This is a genomic window from Streptomyces sp. NPDC037013 (genome assembly GCF_055607265.1).
In genome coordinates, this window is the sequence record NZ_JBVJRV010000004.1 from 11064 (window position 1) to 29947 (window position 18884).

Here is an 18884-nt window from a genome sequence, read left to right on the forward strand (position 1 = left end):
GGCACGTTCGGAACCCTTCCTCACCGACGGTGAAAGCAGATCTGTCGACAGACGGGACTGTGAAGCTCTCAGGTTGAGATGACAGAGGGGGAGGCCGTCCGGGTACCCGCGCCGTGGTACCCCTCGCAGGTCGTGCAGACCAGGAGGCCTCCGCAATGACTGCCACCAATCGCATCCCGCTCTCCGAGCTCGAGCAGGGCATCCCCTTCGAGCAGCGGCACATCGGGCCCGATGCGGAAGCGCGGGCCAAGATGCTCGCCCAGGTCGGATACGGCTCGCTCGACGAGCTCACGGCCGCCGCGGTGCCGGATGTGATCAAGAACGCCGAGGCGCTGAACCTGCCCGGCGCCCGTTCCGAGGCCGAGGTCCTCGCCGAGCTGCGCTCCCTCGCGGACCGCAACCAGGTGCTCGACTCGATGATCGGGCTCGGCTACTACGGGACCTTCACGCCCCCGGTGATCCTGCGGAACGTGATGGAGAACCCCGCCTGGTACACCGCCTACACCCCGTACCAGCCCGAGATCTCGCAGGGCCGCCTCGAGGCGCTGCTGAACTTCCAGACCATGGTCGCCGAGCTGACCGGACTGCCCACCTCCGGGGCCTCGCTCCTCGACGAGGGCACCGCCGCCGCCGAGGCCATGGCCCTGTCGCGGCGCATGGGCAAGGTCAAGAACGGCGTCTTCGTCGTCGACGCGGACGCCCTCCCGCAGACCATCGCCGTCATCCAGACCCGTGCCGAGCCGACCGGGGTCGAGGTCGTCGTCGCCGACCTGGCCGAGGGCATCCCGGCCGAGGTCGCCGAGCGCGGTGTCGTGGGCGTACTGGTGCAGTACCCGGGCGCCTCCGGCGTCGTACGCGACATCAAGCCGCTCATCGACCAGGCGCACGAGATCGGCGCCGTCGTCACCGTCGCCGCCGACCTGCTCGCCCTGACGCTGCTCACCTCGCCCGGCGAGCTTGGCGCCGACATCGCGGTCGGCACGACGCAGCGCTTCGGCGTGCCGATGGGCTTCGGCGGCCCGCACGCCGGCTACATGGCAGTGCGCGAGCAGTTCGCGCGCAGCCTGCCGGGACGCCTCGTCGGCGTCTCCGTCGACGCCGACGGGAACAAGGCCTACCGGCTCGCGCTGCAGACCCGTGAGCAGCACATCCGCCGCGAGAAGGCCACCAGCAACATCTGTACCGCGCAGGTGCTGCTCGCGGTCATGGCCGGAATGTACGCCGTCTACCACGGCCCCGACGGCCTGAAGTCCATCGCGCGGCGTACCCACCGGTACGCGACGCTGCTCGCCGCCGGGCTCGCCGCCGGCGGTGTCGAGGTCGTCCACGGCGCGTACTTCGACACGCTGACCCTGCGGGTGCCCGGCAAGGCCGAGGAGCTCGTCTCCGCCACCCGCGAAGCCGGCGTGAACATCCACAAGTTGGACGCCGACCACGTCTCCCTCTCCTGCGACGAGACCACCACGCGCGCGCAGCTGGCCGCCGTCTGGGGCGCGTTCGGGGTCGACGCCGATGTCGACGCGCTCGACGCCACCGTCGCGGACACGCTGCCCGAGGCCCTCCTGCGCGGGGACGACTACCTCACGCACCCGGTCTTCCACCAGAACCGTTCCGAGACGGCGATGCTCCGCTACCTGCGCAGGCTCGCCGACCGCGACTACGCGCTCGACCGCGGCATGATCCCGCTGGGCTCCTGCACCATGAAGCTCAACGCGACCACCGAGATGGAGCCGGTCACCTGGCCCGAGTTCGGGCAGCTGCACCCCTTCGCCCCCGCCCAGCAGGCGCAGGGCTACCTCACGCTCATCCGTGAGCTGGAGGAGCGGCTCGCCGAGGTCACCGGGTACGACAAGGTCTCGCTGCAGCCCAACGCCGGGTCGCAGGGCGAGCTCGCCGGTCTCCTCGCCGTCCGCGGCTACCACCGGGCCAACGGCGACGAGCAGCGCACGGTCTGCCTCATCCCGTCGTCCGCGCACGGCACGAACGCCGCGAGCGCCGTCATGGCGGGCATGAAGGTCGTCGTGGTGAAGACCGCCGACGACGGCGAGATCGACGTCGAGGACCTCCGCGCCAAGATCGAGAAGCACCGCGACGAGCTGTCGGTGCTGATGATCACGTACCCCTCGACGCACGGCGTCTTCGAGGAGCACGTGGCCGACATCTGCGCCGAGGTGCACGAGGCCGGCGGCCAGGTGTACGTCGACGGGGCCAACCTCAACGCCCTGGTGGGCCTCGCCAAGCCGGGCCACTTCGGCGGCGACGTCTCGCACCTGAACCTGCACAAGACCTTCTGCATCCCGCACGGCGGCGGTGGCCCCGGCGTCGGCCCGGTCGGCGTGCGCGAGCACCTAGCCCCGTACCTGCCCAACCACCCGCTGCAGCCCGCGGCCGGCCCCGAGACCGGGGTCGGTCCGATCTCCGCGGCACCCTGGGGCTCCGCCGGCATCCTGCCGATCTCGTGGTCGTACGTGCGCCTCATGGGCGGCGAGGGCCTCAAGACCGCCACGCAGGTCGCGGTGCTCTCGGCCAACTACATCGCCAAGCGGCTCGAACCGCACTACCCCGTGCTCTACACCGGCCCGGCCGGGCTCGTCGCGCACGAGTGCATCATCGACCTGCGCCCGCTCAGCAAGGCGACCGGCGTCAGCGTCGACGACATCGCCAAGCGGCTCATCGACTACGGCTTCCACGCGCCGACCATGTCCTTCCCGGTCGCCGGCACGCTGATGATCGAGCCCACGGAGAGCGAGGACCTGGGCGAGATCGACCGGTTCTGCGAGGCGATGATCGCCATCCGCCGGGAGATCGAGAAGGTCGGCTCCGGCGAGTGGACCGCCGACGACAACCCGCTGCGCAACGCCCCGCACACCGCGGCCGCGCTCGGCGGTGAGTGGGAGCACGGCTACAGCCGCGAGGAGGCCGTCTTCCCGGCCGGCGTCGCCGCGTCGGACAAGTACTGGCCGCCGGTGCGCCGCATCGACCAGGCGTACGGCGACCGGAACCTGGTCTGCTCCTGCCCGCCGCTGGATGCGTACGAGGACTGATGCCGGCGCCCGCGCCGAGCGGGCATGCGGCGGGGCCGGTCCGGAGACTTCTCTCCGGGCCGGCCCCTCGTCTTCTCGGTCGTGCGGATGTGTCAGCGGCGCTCAGGCGGCCGTCATGACCTGATCGGTGCCCAGTGGTCGGTGCGGGGCGATGATCTGGCCGTCCGGCAGCAGCTCACCGGTGTCCTCGAAGAGCAGGACGCCGTTGCACAGCAGGCTCCAGCCCTGCTCCGGGTGGCTCGCCATGAGGAGCGCGGCTTCCCGGTCGGCGGAGTCGGCTGTCGGGCACGGTGGTTGGTGCTGGCACATGGAAGGGTTCTTTCGCTGCGATGAGATGGCTGTGACGTCGGTCCTGTGGCTCGATGCGGTGTTCATAACCGCCCCCCGTTGTAGTCGGTCCGATCCCAGTGTTGCCCTCCGCGCGTCAATCCGCAGGGATTTTGCCGCAGCGGCTGCTACTGCTTAATGACGTATCACCCGCCCGGACGGTTCAGCCCAACTTCCCTGTCTCTTCGGGTGGTTCGGGGTGGCCTGACCGGGCTAGTCCACTTGGGTGGGCAGCACTGTGCCCCGCGGCCGGGGGCGGCGGGGCACAGGAGGCAGAGGGGGCCCGTCAGGCGGGTGAGGTCAGCAGCGGCGCCGGTGTCAGACGGTGGTTGAGCATCGGCAGCAGTTCGGCGACGCGGTGCGGGCGGTGCGCCGCGATGCCGGGCGGTGCGGGTGCCAGCGGCACGAGCAGGTCGGTGGCGGCGAGCAGGCCATCGGCGCCGTCGTCCGTGCAGTCGCGGTGCAGCCAGAGCGTGATCATGTAGAGCTCGGGCACGGAGAGCAGCCGCGGCTGGCAGTGCATCGGCATGGCCTCGGCGTGGCGGAGCGCCCGCTCGGTCGAGGAGATGTACGGGCCCTCGAAGAAGTGGGAGAACGCCCATCCGTCCGGTGTGAGCATGGTGTCCGCCGCGGCGACGGCGCGCTCGCCGGAGCGGATCAGGAAGCGCCACCCGGCGAGGCGGGTGGGTGTGGTGCCCTCCGGGGTGAGGTGGTCCAAGACGTGGACCGGCAGCGGAAGTTCCGGATGCACCGGTCCCTGGGTGGTGCGCAGGGACGGCGTGCGGGCCTCGCGTACGGCTGTGGGGGAACCGAGTGCCGCGAGAACGCTGCGCAGGGCGGGCGCGGGAGCCGGGGGGACATGCAGCGGCATGGTGGGTCGCCTCTCTCATTCGACAGGCACGGTGGAGCGGGGGCGGGTGCGTGACGGCGCTGTCAGCTCTGGGTCAGAGGGGCGGGGGCCGGAAACCGCGAGCGCCAACTCTCTGCCTAGATTGCGGAGTTTATACGAAGTGTGTTCGGGCGGTGTTTCCGCTAGATGCTGCCGATATTACGGGCAAGGCCTTAATGCGCCGTCCTTCTGGGACGTTTCTCCCGATTTAGCGGGGGCGCCACCGGGGTGACCTCGGATTTCCCGCGGTACGCGGTAGGCCGATTCCAGCCGGTACTTTTGACCAGGTGGTTCGGAACCGAATCTTCCCTGTGCCCCATGCCCGGTGAATGTGCCGGACGGCAACTGTGTCGAGCGTAGCGTCCGACGCGCCCGCGCGGGGCGTTATCGATCACATTGCCGGGGCATCATCCCCCGTACACAGCGGCCGGATCCTCGGCCGCCCGTACGAGGAGGGACGCTTCGATGGGGGAGAAGGTCGCGGCGGGCACGTTCGACCTGGCCGATCGGCACCACTACCGAAGCAAGCTCCGAGAGTGTCTGTCGGGGCTGGAGCGCTTGCTGGAGGAGGAGCGATTCGACCGGCCCAAGAATCTGATGGGCATGGAGATCGAGCTGAATCTCGCCGGGCGCGACGGGCTGCCGAGGATGTTGAATGCGCAGGTTCTCGAGCGCATCGCGAGCCGGGATTTCCAGACGGAACTCGGAATGTTCAATCTGGAAGTGAACATTGCCCCGCACCGGCTCGGCGGACGTGTACTCGACCGGCTCGCCGAAGAGCTGCGCACCGGTCTCAACTATGCCCACAGGAAAGCGAACGAGCTCGCCGCCGGCATTGTCATGATCGGCATTCTGCCGACGCTGAACCGCGCCGACCTGGTCTTCGGGAATCTCTCCGCCGTCGACCGCTACGCCTTGCTGAACGACCAGATCGTCGCGGCGCGCGGTGAGCACTTCGCCCTGGACATCCAGGGCGTGGAGCGGCTGACCTGCACCTCCGCGTCGATAGCGCCCGAAGCGGCGTGCACATCGGTGCAGCTGCATCTGCAGGTCACCCCCGGCCGCTTCGCCGACGTGTGGAACGCGGCGCAGGCGATCGCCGCGGCGCAGATCGCGGTGGGCGCCAACGCGCCGTTCCTGTTCGGCCGCGAGCTGTGGCGCGAGTCGCGGCCCCCGCTGTTCCTGCAGTCCACCGATACGCGCTCGCCGGAGCTTCAGGCCCAGGGCGTGCGGCCGCGCACCTGGTTCGGTGAGCGGTGGATCGACGGTCCGCTGGAGCTCTTCGAGGAGAACCTCCGGTACTTTCCCGCGCTGCTGCCGCTCCTTGACGAGGAGGACCCGGCGGGCGTCCTCGACGCGGGCGGTGTGCCGCGGCTCGGTGAACTCGTCCTGCACAACGGCACCGTGTACCGCTGGAACCGCCCGGTGTACGGCATCGCCGACGGCGTCCCGCACCTGCGGGTGGAGAACCGCGTCCTCCCGGCGGGCCCCACCATCACGGATGTCATCGCCAACGCCGCCTTCTATTACGGGCTGGTGCGGGCGCTCGCCGAGGAGGCGCGGCCGGTGTGGACCCGGCTGCCCTTCGAGACGGCCGCCCGCAACTTCGATGTCGCGTGCCGCCACGGCATCGACGCCACGCTGCAGTGGCCGCGGCGCGGCCGGCTGGGCGGCACCGCCGAGGTGGCGGCCGTCCAGCTCGTGCGCGAGGAACTGCTGCCGCTGGCGGCCGCGGGCCTGGACGCCTGGGGGGTGGAGGCCGCCGACCGGGATCTGTACCTCGGGGTGATCGAGGAGCGGTGCCGGCGCCGGGTCAACGGGGCGTCGTGGCAGGCGACGACGTACCACCGGGCCCTGGAGAGCGGGATGGCCAGGGAGGAGGCGCTCGCCGCGACCACCAAGCGGTACTGCGAGCTGATGCATGTGGGGGAGCCGGTGCACACGTGGCCCGTGGGGCTGCGGGAGCCGGCGATCCCGCTGGGCTGAACCCCCGCCGGCCCCGTCGGCCCCGTTGGCTCAGCCGCGCCATGGCCCGGTCCCGTCAGGTCTGGTTGCTGCCCGCCTCCATGATGGCCTTGAGGATGACCGCGTGGATCTGCGCCGGGTCGTCGACCTGGTGGCCGGAGCCGCCGGTGGCCTCGGCGATCTGCTGCACCTCGTCCTTGTCCGCCTGCGGGCCGACGGCGATGGCGATGATCGGCACCGGGTGCTTGGGGTCGGCGAGCCTCTCCAACCGGGAGATGAGGGAGCCGCGCGAGATGCTGCCCGGGTCCTGGTTGACGCCGTCGGTCAGGATGACGAGGGCGTTGAACCTGCCGCTCGCGTACGTCGAGCGTGCCTCCTTGTAGGCGGCGAGCGTGGTGTCGTACAGGCCGGTGGCGCCGCCCGGCACGGGCTGCAGTCCGCTGAAGGCCGCCGAGAGCCTGTCGCGGTGGGTGGTGCCGCCCTTGCGGTCGCCGAGGCGCTCGGTCGGCTCCAGCTTGCGGTAGTCGCGGGCGCCGTCCAGCCGGGTGGCGAACTCCCACAGGCCGATCTCGTCCTCGTCGGTGAAGCCCGCGAGGGCCCGCAGCAGCGAGGCCTTGGTGATCTCCATGCGGGACCTGCCGCGGCCGGGGACGATCTGGCGCATGGACTCCGAGGCGTCGACGACCGTGCTGAGCCGGGCGCTCTGCACGGTGATCGTCCACATGCCGAGGGTCTCCTGGACCTGCTTGTCGGAGGGCGGATCGGTCGCCTCGGCCGCGTACGGCTGCGGGGTGCGGCCGCCCGCGGCCGTGACCAGCCTGTCCGACGGCCGGCCGGGGTCGGTGCGGAAGCCGTGCTCCGTCAGGATCCGCCGGCCCTCGTCGTCGCTGAACATCGTCATGAAGCGCAGGGCCGCGCGGCTCGTGTCGGTGGACATCTCCTGGTCCTCGACGAGCGTGTAAGGATAGTCGAGCCGGGGTGAGCCGTCCTCGGGATAGAAGAGGTCGAGGCTGTTCTCCTCTCCTGCCGACGCGTTGTGCGCGTACGCCGCCTGCTCGGAGAGGATCAGGGCCTGATTGCGGCGGTGCTTGCCCTGTTCGGAGCCGGAGCCGCTGCCGGAGCCATCGCGGGCGAGGGTCTTCAGGAGCCGGGCGTCGCTGTCCGAGGTGTGGGTCGACAGGGCTTTGGCGAGGGCGGCGGCCTGGGTGCCGCCGGCTTTGCCGCCCTGCTTCTTCGCCGAGGCGCCCATTTTGGCGAGGGCGAGCAGACCGCTCGCGCTGCGGGCCGGGTCGGCGGCGCCCAGGCGGAGCTCGTCGCTCTTCATGGCGGCCGTGGTCAACTCCGGCCAGGTGTACGTCTTCTTGGGCCAGCCCAGCGATTTCGCGGCGGACGGGAGCATGCCGATGCCGACGGGGGAGGAGGCGATGTTGCCCGCCGGTGCCACCTTGGTCTGTTTGGCGCCGAGGCCCACGCGCTGCACCCACAGCCCGGAGTCCGGCACCCACACGTCGTACTCCGGATCCTTGCCGCCGGCGCGGAGTTCGGCGGTGACCTCGTACGAATCGCGCGCGGTGACCCGTACGTCGATGCAGTGGCCGTCGGAGGTGATCTCCTTCTCGCGGGCCTCGTCGGCCGCCTCGCGCAGGGCCGGGGCCACGGCCGGGTCGGCGACGGCGTCGAGGCGGACCGCGTCGTCGCCGCAGGAGCCGCCGAAGGAGAGCACTCCGCCGCGGACCGCCACCGCCGTACCCGCCGCGATCATCAGGACGAACACCGCGGCGATGGCGACCGTGCGGCCGCGCGCACGCGGTCGGGGGTCGGGCGCTGCCGCCCCGCGCTCATCGGGCAAGCTGTGACGTCCCATGGCGGTGGTGCCCCTCCTTGAGTGATGAAGCAAGGAAAGAGGGGGCTGTACGCCCGAATTAGGCGTCCACGCCCGAATTAGGCGTCCGTCCCCCTCGGCCTGTCGCGCACGATCTTCGTAACTTCTTTCGAGACCCTAGTGGGGCGAGGATGGGGATGAGGCGGGATTACTCAACTGGAGGCGGAAGTGCAAGCGGAGCCGGGGCCGATGGCCGGTTCTTTTCGAGCGGAGGGCGGTTCGCCGCGGATTCTTCGGGATGAGACGCTGCTCGTCCTGGCTCTCTCGCTCGGGGCGAGTGGTGTGTCCGCCCTGATCAGCTTTGTCGGGTCGGTGACCAGACCGGGCGGCCTGAAGGACCAGGCGGCCACGATGAACGCGTCGGCGGCGCCTGGGCGTCCCTGGCTGGATCTCGCGTGGCAATTGTTCGGAATCGCCACGGCGTTGGTGCCGGTCGCGCTGGTCGCGCACTTCCTGCTGCGGGAGCGGGCGGGGCTGCGGACGATCGGTTTCGACCGGACGCGGCCGTGGCCGGACCTGGGGCGCGGGGCCGCCGTCGCCGCCGTGATCGGCAGTACGGGCATCGCCTTCTACCTGGCGGCCCGCGGGCTCGGCTTCAACCTCACCGTGGTGCCCGAGGCGTTGCCGAACGTGTGGTGGAAGTACCCCGTCCTCGTGCTCTCCGCGGTGCAGAACGCGGTCCTGGAGGAAGTGATCGTCGTCGGCTATCTGCTGCGCAGGCTCGGGCAGTTGGGGTGGACGCCGATGGCCGCGCTGGTGGGCAGTTCGGTGCTGCGGGGCTCCTACCACCTGTACCAGGGGATCGGCGGATTCCTCGGCAACGTCGCCATGGGCGTGGTCTTCGTGCTGCTGTACCGCAGGTGGGGGCGGGTGGGGCCGCTCGTGGTGGCCCACTCCCTGTTGGACATCGGGGCGTTCGTCGGATACGCGCTGCTCGCCGGTAAGGTGGGGTGGCTGCCGACGCCGACGTGAGGTGCCGCCTCGGCGAGGCGGTCTGGTTCGGCTCGGTTCGGTTCGGCTCAGTCCGGGTCCGGTTCGACACTGTGGGGACGTACGAAGATCTCGTACGTCCCCACAGTGCTGTCCGCGGGGGCGCTCGCCGCCCGCGTGTCTTTCGGGCGTGTCTTCAGGCGAGCAGCTCGCCCTCGATGACCGTGATCGCGTGGCCGCTCAGGAGGGTGCGCTCGCCGCGCAGTCGCGTGCGGACCAGGCCGCTGCGGGGCGAGGCCTGCAGACCGGTCAGGTCGGTGCGGCCGAGGCGCTCGGACCAGAAGGGGGCGAGGGCGGTGTGCGCGCTGCCCGTCACCGGGTCCTCGTCGATGCCGACGCGCGGGAAGAAACAGCGCGAGACGAAGTCGTAGCCGCGGGAGGGGTCCTCGGCCCGGGCCGTGGCGATGATGCCGCGCTCGGAGAAGCGGACGAGGGACTTGTGGTCCGGGGCCAGCGCCCTGACGGCCTTCTCGTCGGCGAGCTCGACCAGCACGTCCCCGATGTGCCGCCCGGTGTCGTACGCGGTGAGCGGCTCGGCGCCCAGGGCCTGTGCTGCTCCGTCGGGCAGCTCGGTCGGGGTGAGGGGCGCGGTCGGGAAGTCGAGGGTGAGGCCGCCGTCGTCGTGCGCGGTGGCGGTGAGGACGCCGCTGCGCGTGGCGAAGCGGACCGTGCCGGACGCGGTGCCCGTGGTGTGCAGGACGTGCGCCGTGGCCAAAGTGGCATGGCCGCAGAGGTCGACCTCGGTGGCGGGCGTGAACCAGCGGAGCGCCCAGTCGGCGTCGCCGCCCGCCGGGAGCGGGTGCGCGAAGGCGGTCTCCGCGTGGTTGACCTCCTTGGCCACGTTCTGGAGCCAGGTGTCGTCGGGGAATGCGTCGAGCAGGAGGACCCCGGCCGGGTTGCCGGCGAAGGGGCGGTCCGTGAAGGCGTCGACGATGCGGATGCGGTGGGAAGTCGGCATGGGAACGACCGTAGAGGGCCGCGGACGGAGAAGGTAAGGCCAATTCGGGGTGTCTGGACTGGATTGGTTGGACGATTGGCCTGTGTGGGGCGCTGAGCCCGCAGGTCAGGCCCGCCCTGCGTCCATGAAGTCGGCCGGGAGCGATGGCAGGGGTTGTCGTACGAACGCTTCCGATATATCGTTGACGCATCGCGACAGATTCGCGACTGATCACAGCAGATCGGAATCCCGTCCATGGCGAGAAGCCCATGGGCGTCCACGCATCAAGGAGTGATGGCCATGCGTTCCCATGGTTTTGAACACGAGCACGGACACGGACATGGACACGGCCGCCGCGGCGGTCCCGGCGGCCGGGAAGGCGCCGGGCGCGAAGGCTTCGGCGGATTCGGTGGGTTTGGTGGCTTCGAGGGGCGGCGCGGCGCGTTCGGTCCCTTCGGGCCCGGCTTCGGCGGCCCCGGTGGTCCCGGTGGCCCCTGGGGAGGCCGCGGCGGACGCGGCGGCCCCCGCGGCAGGGCGCGGCGCGGCGACGTACGCGCGTCGATCCTGGCCCTGCTGAAGGACCGGCCCATGCACGGCTACGAGATGATCCAGGAGATCGCCGAGCGCAGTGGCGGGGCGTGGAAGCCCAGCCCCGGTTCGGTCTACCCGACCCTCCAGCTCCTGGAGGACGAGGGCCTGATCAGCAGCGCGAGCGAGGGCGGCAAGAAGCTCTTCTCGCTCACCGACGCCGGTCGCGAGGCGGCCGACGAAGGTCCCGAGGCGCCCTGGGAAGAGGCCGGGCGCGGGGTCGACTGGGAGACGCTGAACGAGATCCGGCAGGCCGGCTTCGGTCTGATGGAGGCGTTCGGCCAGGTCTGGAAGACCGGCAGCAAGGAGCAGCGCGAGAAGGCCGTCTCGGTCATCAACGACGCCCGCAAAAAGCTGTACCTGATCCTCGCCGATGAGGACTGACGTGTCCGGGGGCGAAGGCCCCCGCCGCGTGAGGCGCCCCGCACCCATGGTGCGGGGCGCTTTGTCGTTGCGTATCGACCAGGCACCGCTCGGCGGTTGCCTGGTCTCAGGTCACCAGGGCGTTCAGCTTGCGCAGCGATTCGTCGAGGGCCGCCGTCGCCGAGTCCTTCAGCTTGCCGGCCATCAGGGAGACGGCGGCGCCGGTGAACTCCCCCTCGATACGGACCACCGTGCCGGACCCGTCGGGCGTGAGGGAGTAGCGGGTGCCGACGTTCACACCCATCGGGCCCTTGCCCGCGATGGCCAGGGTGCGGGCCGGCTCCAGCTCCTCGATGGTCCAGTTGACCTCGGCGGGGAACCCCATCAGCTTCATGTTCTCCACGAAGGTGCTGCCCACCTCCAGGGTGGTGGGGCCGCCCTTGGGGAAGCTCGTGTGCGTGGAGTTCCACTCGCCGTACGAGGAGAAGTCGGTGAGCTGGGCCCAGACCTTCTCGGCGGGCGCCTCGATCCGTGCCTCCGCGCTGACTTCGGCCATGCGGCCACCCCTTCCCGTCGGGCGCTGCGACGGCCGCAGCTACGGTGTCGCGGAACGTAGCCGCAGGGCCGGGAACATTCAATACTGATGAACCGTCAGATCTGACGGGTGCCCGCGCGTCCGGTGGTCTTGGCCCCCGCGTGCGTGGGGTACTGTGCTCCTGCCCTGTGAGGGACACAGGCGGCGCACTCAGGAGGTGAGACCCATCACCGCAGTGACAGGTCGGGTGCTCTCCTCTCGCGACCGCGCGGTTCACCCTGCGTAGGTGATCCGGGGGAGCCCCATCGGGATCCCGGAAGGTTTTCTTCACATGTCGGTATCAGCTTCCTCAGCCTCCTCGGCTTTCTCCGCCGCACACCGGTCCTCCGTCGTCGACGACCTGCGCGCCGCGGGCTGCGTCTTCGCCGAGGACGAGGCGGAGTTGATCCTCTCCACCGCCCGCACCCCCGCCGAAGCGGCCGACATGGTCGTGCGCCGAGCGGGCGGTCTCCCGCTCGAACACGTCGTGGGCTGGGCGGACTTCCGCGGCCTGCGCATCGCCGTCGACCCCGGCGTCTTCGTGCCGCGCCGCCGCACCGAGTTCCTCGTCGAACGGGCCGCCGCGCTCGCCGGGCGGGAAGCCGTCGTCGTGGACCTGTGCTGCGGGTCGGGCGCCCTTGGAGCCGCACTCGCCGCGGTCCTCGACCGGGTCGAACTGCACGCCGCCGACATCGACCCGGCGGCCGTGCGCTGCGCACGCCGCAACGTCGCCCCCGCCGGCGGCGAGGTCCACGAGGGCGACCTCTACGACCCGCTGCCCGCCACCCTCCGCGGCCGCGTCGGCATCCTGCTCGCCAACGTCCCGTATGTGCCCACCGAGGCGGTCGGTCTGCTGCCCGCCGAGGCCCGTGTCCACGAGGCGCGCGTGGCTCTCGACGGCGGACCCGACGGGCTCGACGTGCTGCGCCGGGTGACGCGGGAGGCGCCCACGTGGCTGGCGCCCGGCGGTCACCTGCTCTTCGAGACGAGCGAGGAACAGGTGCCCGCTGCCGTCGACGCCGTCGAACGGGCCGGCCTCGCGGCGGACGTGGTCACCGACGACACGCTGTACGCCACCGTGGTCATCGGGACCCGGCCGGGCCCCGCGCGGCCCTGCTGACCGGCCCGGCTAGCCGACCCGCCGTATCACCGCCGCGTCGAAGAGGTCCGACGCCCTCGGGAACGGGCCCTCGTCGTGGCAGTGCCAGGCCTCCCAGAACAGGTCGGCGGGGAGCGCGTCATCGGGTGCGTACACCCGGTAGACGTACTGCCTGCCGTCGACTGCCGGCAGGGCGACCATCCAGCACCTGCTCTCCATGTCCCTGAGAGACGTGCGCCCCACGTGCCGCGGTTGCGTGCCGGCGCGCGGCACGGTGGCGCGCGCCGGCGCGGAACGGACCCGTCCGTCTCTTCCGCCGATCTCATCCGTAAGGAGGAGAACCACAGCGCGCGTGCCCACCCTGTGTCGGACGCCAAGATGCTTCCCGCCGCCGATGCATATGCCACCGGGGGTTGATGTGGTGGGAGATGTGCAAAGCCGTACCCCGTCCGGCGCCGATCCCGGCCCGGCCCGAGCAGGACCCCCTTCCGGACTCAGCGCGGAGCTGGCCTCCGTGGTGGCCGGCGCGCGCCGGCGCGCCCTGCGCGACGGGGACCGCCAGATCGACACCGCGCATCTGCTGCACTCCCTCCTGGAGGCCGACCCAGAGGTGCGTGCCGTCTTCGACAGCGGGGCGCAGGTGGTGCGGGTCCTCGGCTATCTCGTGCAGCGCAGCATCGGCTACGGCCTGCAGTGGCAGGGCACCGTGGAGGACTCCGGAGCCGTGCCCGTGGTGACCTCCGTCCCCGAGGCCGGCTGGTCGCCGGCCGCCACCACCGCCATGGACGTGGCCCTGGAACGCGCCGAACTGCGCGGCGAGCCCCGCGCCCTCGGCGTGGACCTGCTCGCCGGACTCGTCACCGACCAGGAGTGCCGCGCCGTGGAGGTCCTCGCGCGCGCCCGCGTCGACGTCCCCGCGCTGCTGCGTCGCATCGAGGCGGGGTGCAGGGCGAGGGAGTACGCGTCCGGAGGGCACGGACACTTCGGAGGTCCTAGCTCCGGTTCCTGAGCCACCGGGCCCGCGGCGTGGGGCGTCCGCCGATTGAGACAGGGGTCTGAAGGGGTGACGCTCATGACGCCGCCTGCCATGATGTGCCGGTGCACGCGTCTGACGGGATACAGGAGAGCCGGGGGAGCCGGGTGAAGCCGGGCGACCGGCCCGAGCAGGCCGCTGCCGGCAGCGGCAGGAGCGTCGGTCTCGCGCTGGCCCTGGTGTCGGCGGTCGCCTTCGGAGGCTCCGGTGTCGCGGCCAAGCCACTGATCGAAGCGGGGCTCGACCCGCTCCACGTGGTGTGGCTGCGGGTGGCCGGCGCCGCCCTGGTGATGCTCCCGGTGGCCTGGCGCCACCGTGGACTGGTGCGGAGCCGTCCCGCGCTGCTCGCCGGTTTCGGCCTCCTCGCCGTGGCGGGCGTCCAGGCCTGCTACTTCGCCGCCCTCTCCCGCATCCCCGTCGGCGTCGCGCTGCTCATCGAGTACCTCGCGCCCGCGCTCGTCCTCGGCTGGGTGCGTTTCGTGCAGCGCAGGCCCGTGACGCGGGCCGCGGCGCTCGGCGTGGTGCTCGCCGTCGGCGGGCTCGCCTGTGTCGTCGAGGTGTGGGCGGGGCTCAGCTTCGACGCCGTCGGACTGCTGCTCGCGCTCGGCGCCGCCTGCTGCCAGGTCGGCTACTTCGTCCTGTCCGACCAGGGCAGCGACGCCGGCGACGACGCCCCGGACCCGCTCGGCGTCATCGCGTACGGACTGCTCGTCGGCACGCTCGTACTGACCGCCGTCGCGCGGCCGTGGGGCATGGACTGGTCGGTGCTCGCGGGCGACGCGGACCTCAACGGGTCGAGCCTCCCCGCCTGGACCCTGCTCGCCTGGATCGTGCTCGTCGCGACCGTGGTCGCCTACGTCACCGGCGTCCTGTCCGTGCGCCGCCTCTCGCCCCAGGTGGCCGGCGTCGTGGCCTGCCTCGAAGCGGTCATCGCGACCGCCCTGGCCTGGGTCGTGCTGGGCGAACACCTCTCGGCGCCGCAGGTCGTCGGCGGTGCGATCGTCCTCCTCGGCGCGTTCATCGCCCAGTCTTCGACGCCGGCCCCGACGGCCGGGGCGGCCGGGGCGGTCCCGGCGGCCGAAGCGGGCGAGGTCCCGGAATCCGAAACGCGGTTGTCGCGCAGCGGAAGCCCGTCCTAGGGTGACGATCATGCATTCCCACGCACTCGTTCTTCCGCCCCCCGTCGCCTAGCGCGGGGCGCCCACGGATCTCGCCCGAGCCGGTGGCCGGGCGGAACGGTGCTGCCCGCAGACGGAGTCAGACATCCCTCTCTGCTGCGGAGAATTCACGTGTCACATCTGCCGAGCACGTCCGGCGTGCCCTCCGGCTCGCCTGCCGTCGTCCAGCGAACTGCCGCCGCACGACCGGCCGCTGTCCCACCGAACGCCGTCCTCGGCCTGCCCGTCGGGCGAGGCCTGCTCTATCTGATCGTCGCCGGCACCGCCTGGGGCACCGCGGGCGCCGCCGCCGCGCTGGTCTTCGCGGCCAGCGACATGGGTCCCGTCAGCCTCTCCTTCTGGCGGTGCGCGGGCGGGTTCGTCCTGCTGCTGGCCGCGCGGACGGCGGGGCGGCTGAGGCGGCCGCGCCCGATGGCCGCCCGAGAGACGCCCGCCGGGCCACTGGGGCGCAGGGTGCGCCGGGTGGTGGCGACCGGTCTGGCCCTCGCGGTGTTCCAGACCGCCTACTTCGCCTCGGTCGAGACGACCGGCCTCGCGGTCGGCACCGTCGTCACCATGGGCTCCGGCCCTGTCCTCATCGCTCTCGGCGCGCGCCTGACGCTGGGGGAGCGGATCGGGGGCGGCGGCGCGATCGCCGTCGTGGGCGCTCTCACCGGCCTCGTCGTGCTCGTCCTCGGCGGCGGTGAGGGCGGCGGGGCGGCCGTGCGGCCGGCGGGCGTGGTCTGGGGGCTCGTCTCGGCGGCGGCGTACGCCGCGATGACGCTGCTCACGCGGCGGTGGGGGCGCGACGGCGGAGCCGGTTCGGCCGACACCACGGTCTGGGCGTTCGCCGTGGTCTCGCTCTGCCTGCTGCCGCTCGCCCTGGCGGAGGGGCTGCTGCCGCACACCGCCGAAGCGGCGCACGTCGTCGGCTACTTGCTGTACATCGCGGCCGTGCCGACCGCCGTCGCGTACGCGCTGTACTTCGCGGGCGCCGCCGTCGTGCGCTCCGCGACCGTCTCCGTGATCATGCTCCTGGAGCCGGTGGGCGCGGCGGTCATCGCCGTCGCCCTGCTCGGCGAGGCCCTGACCACGGCGACGGTGGCGGGCACGGCCCTGATGCTGGCCGCGGTGACGGGCCTCGCGGTCGCGGAGACGCGGGGCGCGGTGGCCGGGCGGCGGGAGGCCTCGCCCGTATAGGCCCGGGACGAGGAGCGCGGGCGCCCCGCCGGGGCATCGGCGGGGCGCCCGCCCCCGGGCCCGGACCGGATCAGGCCTCCCGGCGGCGCAGCTGGTGGGCGCGGGCGGCCGCGTCCCGTGGGCCCCGCCGCTCGGCGAGGCCCGCGGCGATGCGGTCCTGCACCTCCTGGGGCCGGTGACCGGCGTACTTGAACTTCGCCCGTACGTCGGTCACTTCCAGGCAGAGCGCGCGGATGCCGGCGAGCATGCGCCCGTACGGGGCCTCGCCCACCGCCGCGCGCGCCGAGCCGCCCTCCGGCTGGAAGTGGGCGACCTGACGGTTCAGGACGTCGGCCTTCTCCTCGGGGTCGTCGACGACGCGGGCGGTGCAGCGGAGCTGGACGGCGGCGTAGAGGCTGGTCGGTACGCCGTGTTCCGCCGGGGTGTCCAAAGCCGCCTGCCAGGGGCCCGGCACGTACACATAGTCGTCGACCACGCTGAGGACCACCTGCGCGTCGGCCTCCAGCGCAGGCCAGACGGGGTTCGGGCGCGCCAGGTGCGTGAGGACCCGCCCGTGCGGGCCGTGCCCGGCCTCGTACAGGAAGTGCAGGGGCTGGACATGGGGTGGTTCGCCCGGCAGGCCGTTCACGGCGAGCTGCCCGAAGTCGTGCCCGGCGAGCCACCCTTGCCACTCGGCGTCGGTGCGGGCCGCGTCCCAGGGGTGGATCAGCATCGCGGCGTCACAGCTCGACGAGGTAGTCGGGCACCTCGACGCCCGGCGCGAGGTCCGCGGAGGGGATCAGCTCGCCGTGGCCCTTGCGCAGCGGCACCACGCCCGCCCAGTGCGGCAGGTCCAGGTCCTCCGGCTCGTCGTGCGGGCCGCCGGTGCGCGCCTTCGCCGACACCTCGTCGAGGTCGAGGCGGAGGACGGCGGTGGCCGCGAGCTCCTTGGCGTCGGCGGGCCGGGAGTCGGCGGAGCGGCCCGGCACCACGTGGTCGACCAGCGCGTCGAGGGCGGCCCGCTTCTCCTCCGGGTCGGTGACCTGGTGGGCGGTGCCGTGGACCACCACGGAGCGGTAGTTGATCGAGTGGTGGAAGGCGGAGCGGGCGAGGACAAGGCCGTCGACGTGGGTGACGGTCAGGCACACCTGGAGGCCCGGGTCCTCTTCCGGAGCCGCGGCGGTCCCCGCCATGCGCAGCGGCCGCGAGCCCGTCGAGCCGTGGACGTAGAGGCGGTTGCCCACCCGGCCGTAGAGCGTGGGCAGGACGACGGGGGCGCCGTCGCGCACGAAACCGAGATGGCAGACGTAGGCCTCGTCGAGTATCGCGTGCACCGTCTCCTTGTCGTACGACGCGCGGTCCCGGGCACGGGTCGGGATCGTGCGGTCGGTCGGTGCGTAGGCGGCGCTCTCCGGCGACGGGGTGTCGGTGGTGCTCGGCGTCGTCTGCATGGCTCTCCCTGTACTGCGCTCTCTGTGCTGCTCTGTTTGACTGCCCGTATTGCACTAGTGCATAATCTGCTTTGTGCTAGGAGAGTATCCGATCAGTGGGCGGCGCGCAGCAGAGATTGCGGCCAGCGTGGAGCGGGCCGTGGGCGACGGCGGCCTGGAGCCCGGTCAACTGCTGCCGCCCATGCGGGAGTTGGCGGCACGCCTCGGCGTCAATCCCAACACCGTCGCGGCCGCCTACCGCACCCTGCGCGAACGCGGGGTCATCGAGACGGCGGGCCGGCGCGGCAGCCGGGTGCGCCCCAAGCCCGCCACCACCGCCCGCGAACTGATCCGGGTGGACGCGCCCCCCGGAGTGCGGAACGTCTCCAAGGGCAACCCGGACCCCGCCCTGCTGCCCCCGCTCACCGCGGCCTTCGCGGCGGCCGCGGCACAGAACGACCGGGAGCCCGTCCTCTACGGCGAGAGCGCGGTCGACCCGGAGCTCGAACTCCAGGCCCGCCTGGTCTTCGACGCCGACGGCGTCCCCCGGGGCCCGCTCGCCGTCACCTCCGGATCGCTCGACGCCATCGAGCGGGTGCTCACCGCCCACCTGAAGCCGGGCGACGGCGTGCTCCTGGAGGACCCGGGCTGGGGGAGCCTGCTCGATCTGGTCTCCGCCCTCGGCCTGCGTGCGGTTCCGGTGGGCGTGGACGACGAAGGGCCGCTCCCCGCGGACGTGGAGCGGGCGCTGGCCTCCGGTGTCCGGGCCGCCGTCGTCACCGACCGCGCGCAGAACCCCACCGGCGCCGCCGTCACCGCGCCACGCGCGCGTGCCCTGCGGAAGGTGTTCGCCGGCCACCCGGACGTGCTGCTCATCGAGGACGACCACGGCCACGGCATCGTCGACCTGCCGCTGCACCCACTGGCCGGGGCCACCCGCAACTGGGCCCTCACCCGCTCCACCGCCAAGGCCTACGGGCCCGACCTGCGGCTCGCCGTGCTCACGGGAGACCCCGTCACCGTCGACCGGGTGCAGGGGCGCCAGCGGCTCGGCCCCGGCTGGGTGAGCCGGCTGCTGCAACGCGCCGTCGCCAGGCTGTGGGCGGAGGGCGCGGTCGACGCCCGCGCCGTGGCGGCGTCCTACGGGAGGCGGCGGGATGCCCTGATCGCGGCCCTCGCCGAGCGGGGAGTCGTCGGGTACGGGCGCAGCGGCATGAACGTGTGGGTGCCGGTGCCCGACGAGACGGGTGCGGTGGCGCGGCTGCTGCATGCGGGGTGGGCGGTGGCTCCCGGGGCGAGGTTCCGGCTGAACACGCCGCCCGCGGTGCGGATCACCGTGGCGGCGCTCGACGACGCGGAGATCGCGGCGGTGGCGGCCGCCGTCGCTGCCGCCATCGGGCCCGCTCCCGCCCGCCGTTACGACTGAG

Annotated in this window: 17 protein-coding genes; 9 read left to right on the plus strand and 8 right to left on the minus strand. The window is 72.3% G+C overall.

The features are described from left to right. Nucleotides 1–155 precede the first annotated feature (155 nt). Nucleotides 156–3044, plus strand: a complete 2889-nt coding sequence (gcvP, locus tag ACZ7DY_RS14560; RefSeq protein ID WP_471134635.1) for an aminomethyl-transferring glycine dehydrogenase — start codon at nt 156–158, stop codon at nt 3042–3044. A 102-nt stretch (nt 3045–3146) separates the two neighbouring features. Here gcvP and ACZ7DY_RS14565 read toward each other — a convergent pair whose 3' ends face one another. Together ACZ7DY_RS14565 and ACZ7DY_RS14570 are read right to left on the minus strand one after the other, a co-directional pair. Beyond that, on the minus strand, nt 3147–3353 hold the full coding sequence (locus ACZ7DY_RS14565) for a DUF5999 family protein (protein WP_362342245.1): 207 nt from the start codon (nt 3351–3353) through the stop codon (nt 3147–3149). Nucleotides 3354–3657: 304 nt separating this feature from the next. Further along, the gene (locus ACZ7DY_RS14570; RefSeq protein ID WP_471134638.1) at nt 3658–4242 is read right to left on the minus strand and encodes a hypothetical protein; all 585 of its coding nucleotides are present in this window, start codon (nt 4240–4242) and stop codon (nt 3658–3660) included. Between the two features lie 483 nt (nt 4243–4725). On the opposite strand from ACZ7DY_RS14570, the gene ACZ7DY_RS14575 reads away from it, so the two are divergent. After that, entirely contained in the window at nt 4726–6246 is a 1521-nt protein-coding gene (locus ACZ7DY_RS14575; protein WP_471134641.1) for a glutamate-cysteine ligase family protein, read from the plus strand. 55 nt (nt 6247–6301) lie between these two features. Here ACZ7DY_RS14575 and ACZ7DY_RS14580 read toward each other — a convergent pair whose 3' ends face one another. Continuing rightward, on the minus strand, nt 6302–8089 hold the full coding sequence (locus ACZ7DY_RS14580) for a substrate-binding and VWA domain-containing protein (RefSeq protein ID WP_471134643.1): 1788 nt from the start codon (nt 8087–8089) through the stop codon (nt 6302–6304). A 186-nt stretch (nt 8090–8275) separates the two neighbouring features. Here ACZ7DY_RS14580 and ACZ7DY_RS14585 point away from each other — a divergent pair, with 186 nt between their 5' ends. Further along, nucleotides 8276–9079 carry a CPBP family intramembrane glutamic endopeptidase gene (locus tag ACZ7DY_RS14585; protein ID WP_471134646.1) on the plus strand — a complete coding sequence of 268 codons (804 nt, stop codon included), beginning with the start codon at nt 8276–8278 and terminating at the stop codon, nt 9077–9079. 154 nt (nt 9080–9233) lie between these two features. Here the strand turns inward: ACZ7DY_RS14585 and ACZ7DY_RS14590 are convergent, their stop codons facing one another. Continuing rightward, nucleotides 9234–10055 carry a PhzF family phenazine biosynthesis protein gene (locus tag ACZ7DY_RS14590; protein ID WP_471134649.1) on the minus strand — a complete coding sequence of 274 codons (822 nt, stop codon included), beginning with the start codon at nt 10053–10055 and terminating at the stop codon, nt 9234–9236. Between the two features lie 279 nt (nt 10056–10334). On the opposite strand from ACZ7DY_RS14590, the gene ACZ7DY_RS14595 reads away from it, so the two are divergent. Further along, entirely contained in the window at nt 10335–11006 is a 672-nt protein-coding gene (locus tag ACZ7DY_RS14595) for a PadR family transcriptional regulator (protein WP_471134652.1), read from the plus strand. Nucleotides 11007–11112: 106 nt separating this feature from the next. Here the strand turns inward: ACZ7DY_RS14595 and ACZ7DY_RS14600 are convergent, their stop codons facing one another. Then, the gene (locus ACZ7DY_RS14600; protein ID WP_471134655.1) at nt 11113–11541 is read right to left on the minus strand and encodes a type II toxin-antitoxin system Rv0910 family toxin; all 429 of its coding nucleotides are present in this window, start codon (nt 11539–11541) and stop codon (nt 11113–11115) included. A gap of 310 nt (nt 11542–11851) precedes the next feature. Here ACZ7DY_RS14600 and ACZ7DY_RS14605 point away from each other — a divergent pair, with 310 nt between their 5' ends. Continuing rightward, a complete protein-coding gene (locus tag ACZ7DY_RS14605) occupies nt 11852–12679 on the plus strand; it encodes a putative protein N(5)-glutamine methyltransferase (protein WP_471134658.1) in 828 nt (275 codons plus the stop codon). A gap of 9 nt (nt 12680–12688) precedes the next feature. Here the strand turns inward: ACZ7DY_RS14605 and ACZ7DY_RS14610 are convergent, their stop codons facing one another. Further along, nucleotides 12689–12877 (minus strand): hypothetical protein, encoded by a 189-nt coding sequence (locus ACZ7DY_RS14610; protein ID WP_471134661.1) that lies wholly within the window; start codon nt 12875–12877, stop codon nt 12689–12691. Between the two features lie 211 nt (nt 12878–13088). On the opposite strand from ACZ7DY_RS14610, the gene ACZ7DY_RS14615 reads away from it, so the two are divergent. The 3 genes from ACZ7DY_RS14615 (at nt 13089) to ACZ7DY_RS14625 (ending at nt 16048) form a co-directional block, all read left to right on the plus strand. Further along, nucleotides 13089–13667, plus strand: coding sequence for a peptidase (locus tag ACZ7DY_RS14615; RefSeq protein ID WP_471134664.1), 579 nt, complete (start codon nt 13089–13091; stop codon nt 13665–13667). Between the two features lie 131 nt (nt 13668–13798). Then, nucleotides 13799–14830, plus strand: coding sequence for an EamA family transporter (locus ACZ7DY_RS14620; protein ID WP_471136637.1), 1032 nt, complete (start codon nt 13799–13801; stop codon nt 14828–14830). A 258-nt stretch (nt 14831–15088) separates the two neighbouring features. Continuing rightward, nucleotides 15089–16048: a DMT family transporter gene (locus ACZ7DY_RS14625; RefSeq protein WP_471136639.1), complete on the plus strand. Its 960-nt coding sequence runs from the start codon at nt 15089–15091 to the stop codon at nt 16046–16048. 70 nt (nt 16049–16118) lie between these two features. Here ACZ7DY_RS14625 and ACZ7DY_RS14630 read toward each other — a convergent pair whose 3' ends face one another. Both ACZ7DY_RS14630 and ACZ7DY_RS14635 read right to left on the minus strand, forming a co-directional pair. Further along, nucleotides 16119–16760, minus strand: a complete 642-nt coding sequence (locus ACZ7DY_RS14630) for an FMN-binding negative transcriptional regulator (RefSeq protein ID WP_471134667.1) — start codon at nt 16758–16760, stop codon at nt 16119–16121. A gap of 7 nt (nt 16761–16767) precedes the next feature. After that, nucleotides 16768–17478, minus strand: coding sequence for a pyridoxamine 5'-phosphate oxidase family protein (locus ACZ7DY_RS14635; RefSeq protein WP_471134670.1), 711 nt, complete (start codon nt 17476–17478; stop codon nt 16768–16770). A 73-nt stretch (nt 17479–17551) separates the two neighbouring features. Between ACZ7DY_RS14635 and ACZ7DY_RS14640 the strand changes: the two genes are divergently transcribed. After that, nucleotides 17552–18883: an aminotransferase class I/II-fold pyridoxal phosphate-dependent enzyme gene (locus ACZ7DY_RS14640; RefSeq protein ID WP_471134672.1), complete on the plus strand. Its 1332-nt coding sequence runs from the start codon at nt 17552–17554 to the stop codon at nt 18881–18883. Nucleotide 18884: the final 1 nt, after the last annotated feature.

Excerpts from the sequence above, each read along its gene's own strand:
- gcvP (WP_471134635.1), top strand. The coding sequence starts at position 156 with ATGACTGCCACCAATCGCATCCCGCTCTCCGAGCTCGAGCAGGGCATC.
- ACZ7DY_RS14565 (WP_362342245.1), bottom strand. The coding sequence starts at position 3,353 with ATGTGCCAGCACCAACCACCGTGCCCGACAGCCGACTCCGCCGACCGG.
- ACZ7DY_RS14570 (WP_471134638.1), bottom strand. The coding sequence starts at position 4,242 with ATGCCGCTGCATGTCCCCCCGGCTCCCGCGCCCGCCCTGCGCAGCGTT.
- ACZ7DY_RS14575 (WP_471134641.1), top strand. The coding sequence starts at position 4,726 with ATGGGGGAGAAGGTCGCGGCGGGCACGTTCGACCTGGCCGATCGGCAC.
- ACZ7DY_RS14580 (WP_471134643.1), bottom strand. The coding sequence starts at position 8,089 with ATGGGACGTCACAGCTTGCCCGATGAGCGCGGGGCGGCAGCGCCCGAC.
- ACZ7DY_RS14590 (WP_471134649.1), bottom strand. The coding sequence starts at position 10,055 with ATGCCGACTTCCCACCGCATCCGCATCGTCGACGCCTTCACGGACCGC.
- ACZ7DY_RS14595 (WP_471134652.1), top strand. The coding sequence starts at position 10,335 with ATGCGTTCCCATGGTTTTGAACACGAGCACGGACACGGACATGGACAC.
- ACZ7DY_RS14600 (WP_471134655.1), bottom strand. The coding sequence starts at position 11,541 with ATGGCCGAAGTCAGCGCGGAGGCACGGATCGAGGCGCCCGCCGAGAAG.
- ACZ7DY_RS14605 (WP_471134658.1), top strand. The coding sequence starts at position 11,852 with ATGTCGGTATCAGCTTCCTCAGCCTCCTCGGCTTTCTCCGCCGCACAC.
- ACZ7DY_RS14610 (WP_471134661.1), bottom strand. The coding sequence starts at position 12,877 with ATGGAGAGCAGGTGCTGGATGGTCGCCCTGCCGGCAGTCGACGGCAGG.
- ACZ7DY_RS14630 (WP_471134667.1), bottom strand. The coding sequence starts at position 16,760 with ATGCTGATCCACCCCTGGGACGCGGCCCGCACCGACGCCGAGTGGCAA.
- ACZ7DY_RS14635 (WP_471134670.1), bottom strand. The coding sequence starts at position 17,478 with ATGCAGACGACGCCGAGCACCACCGACACCCCGTCGCCGGAGAGCGCC.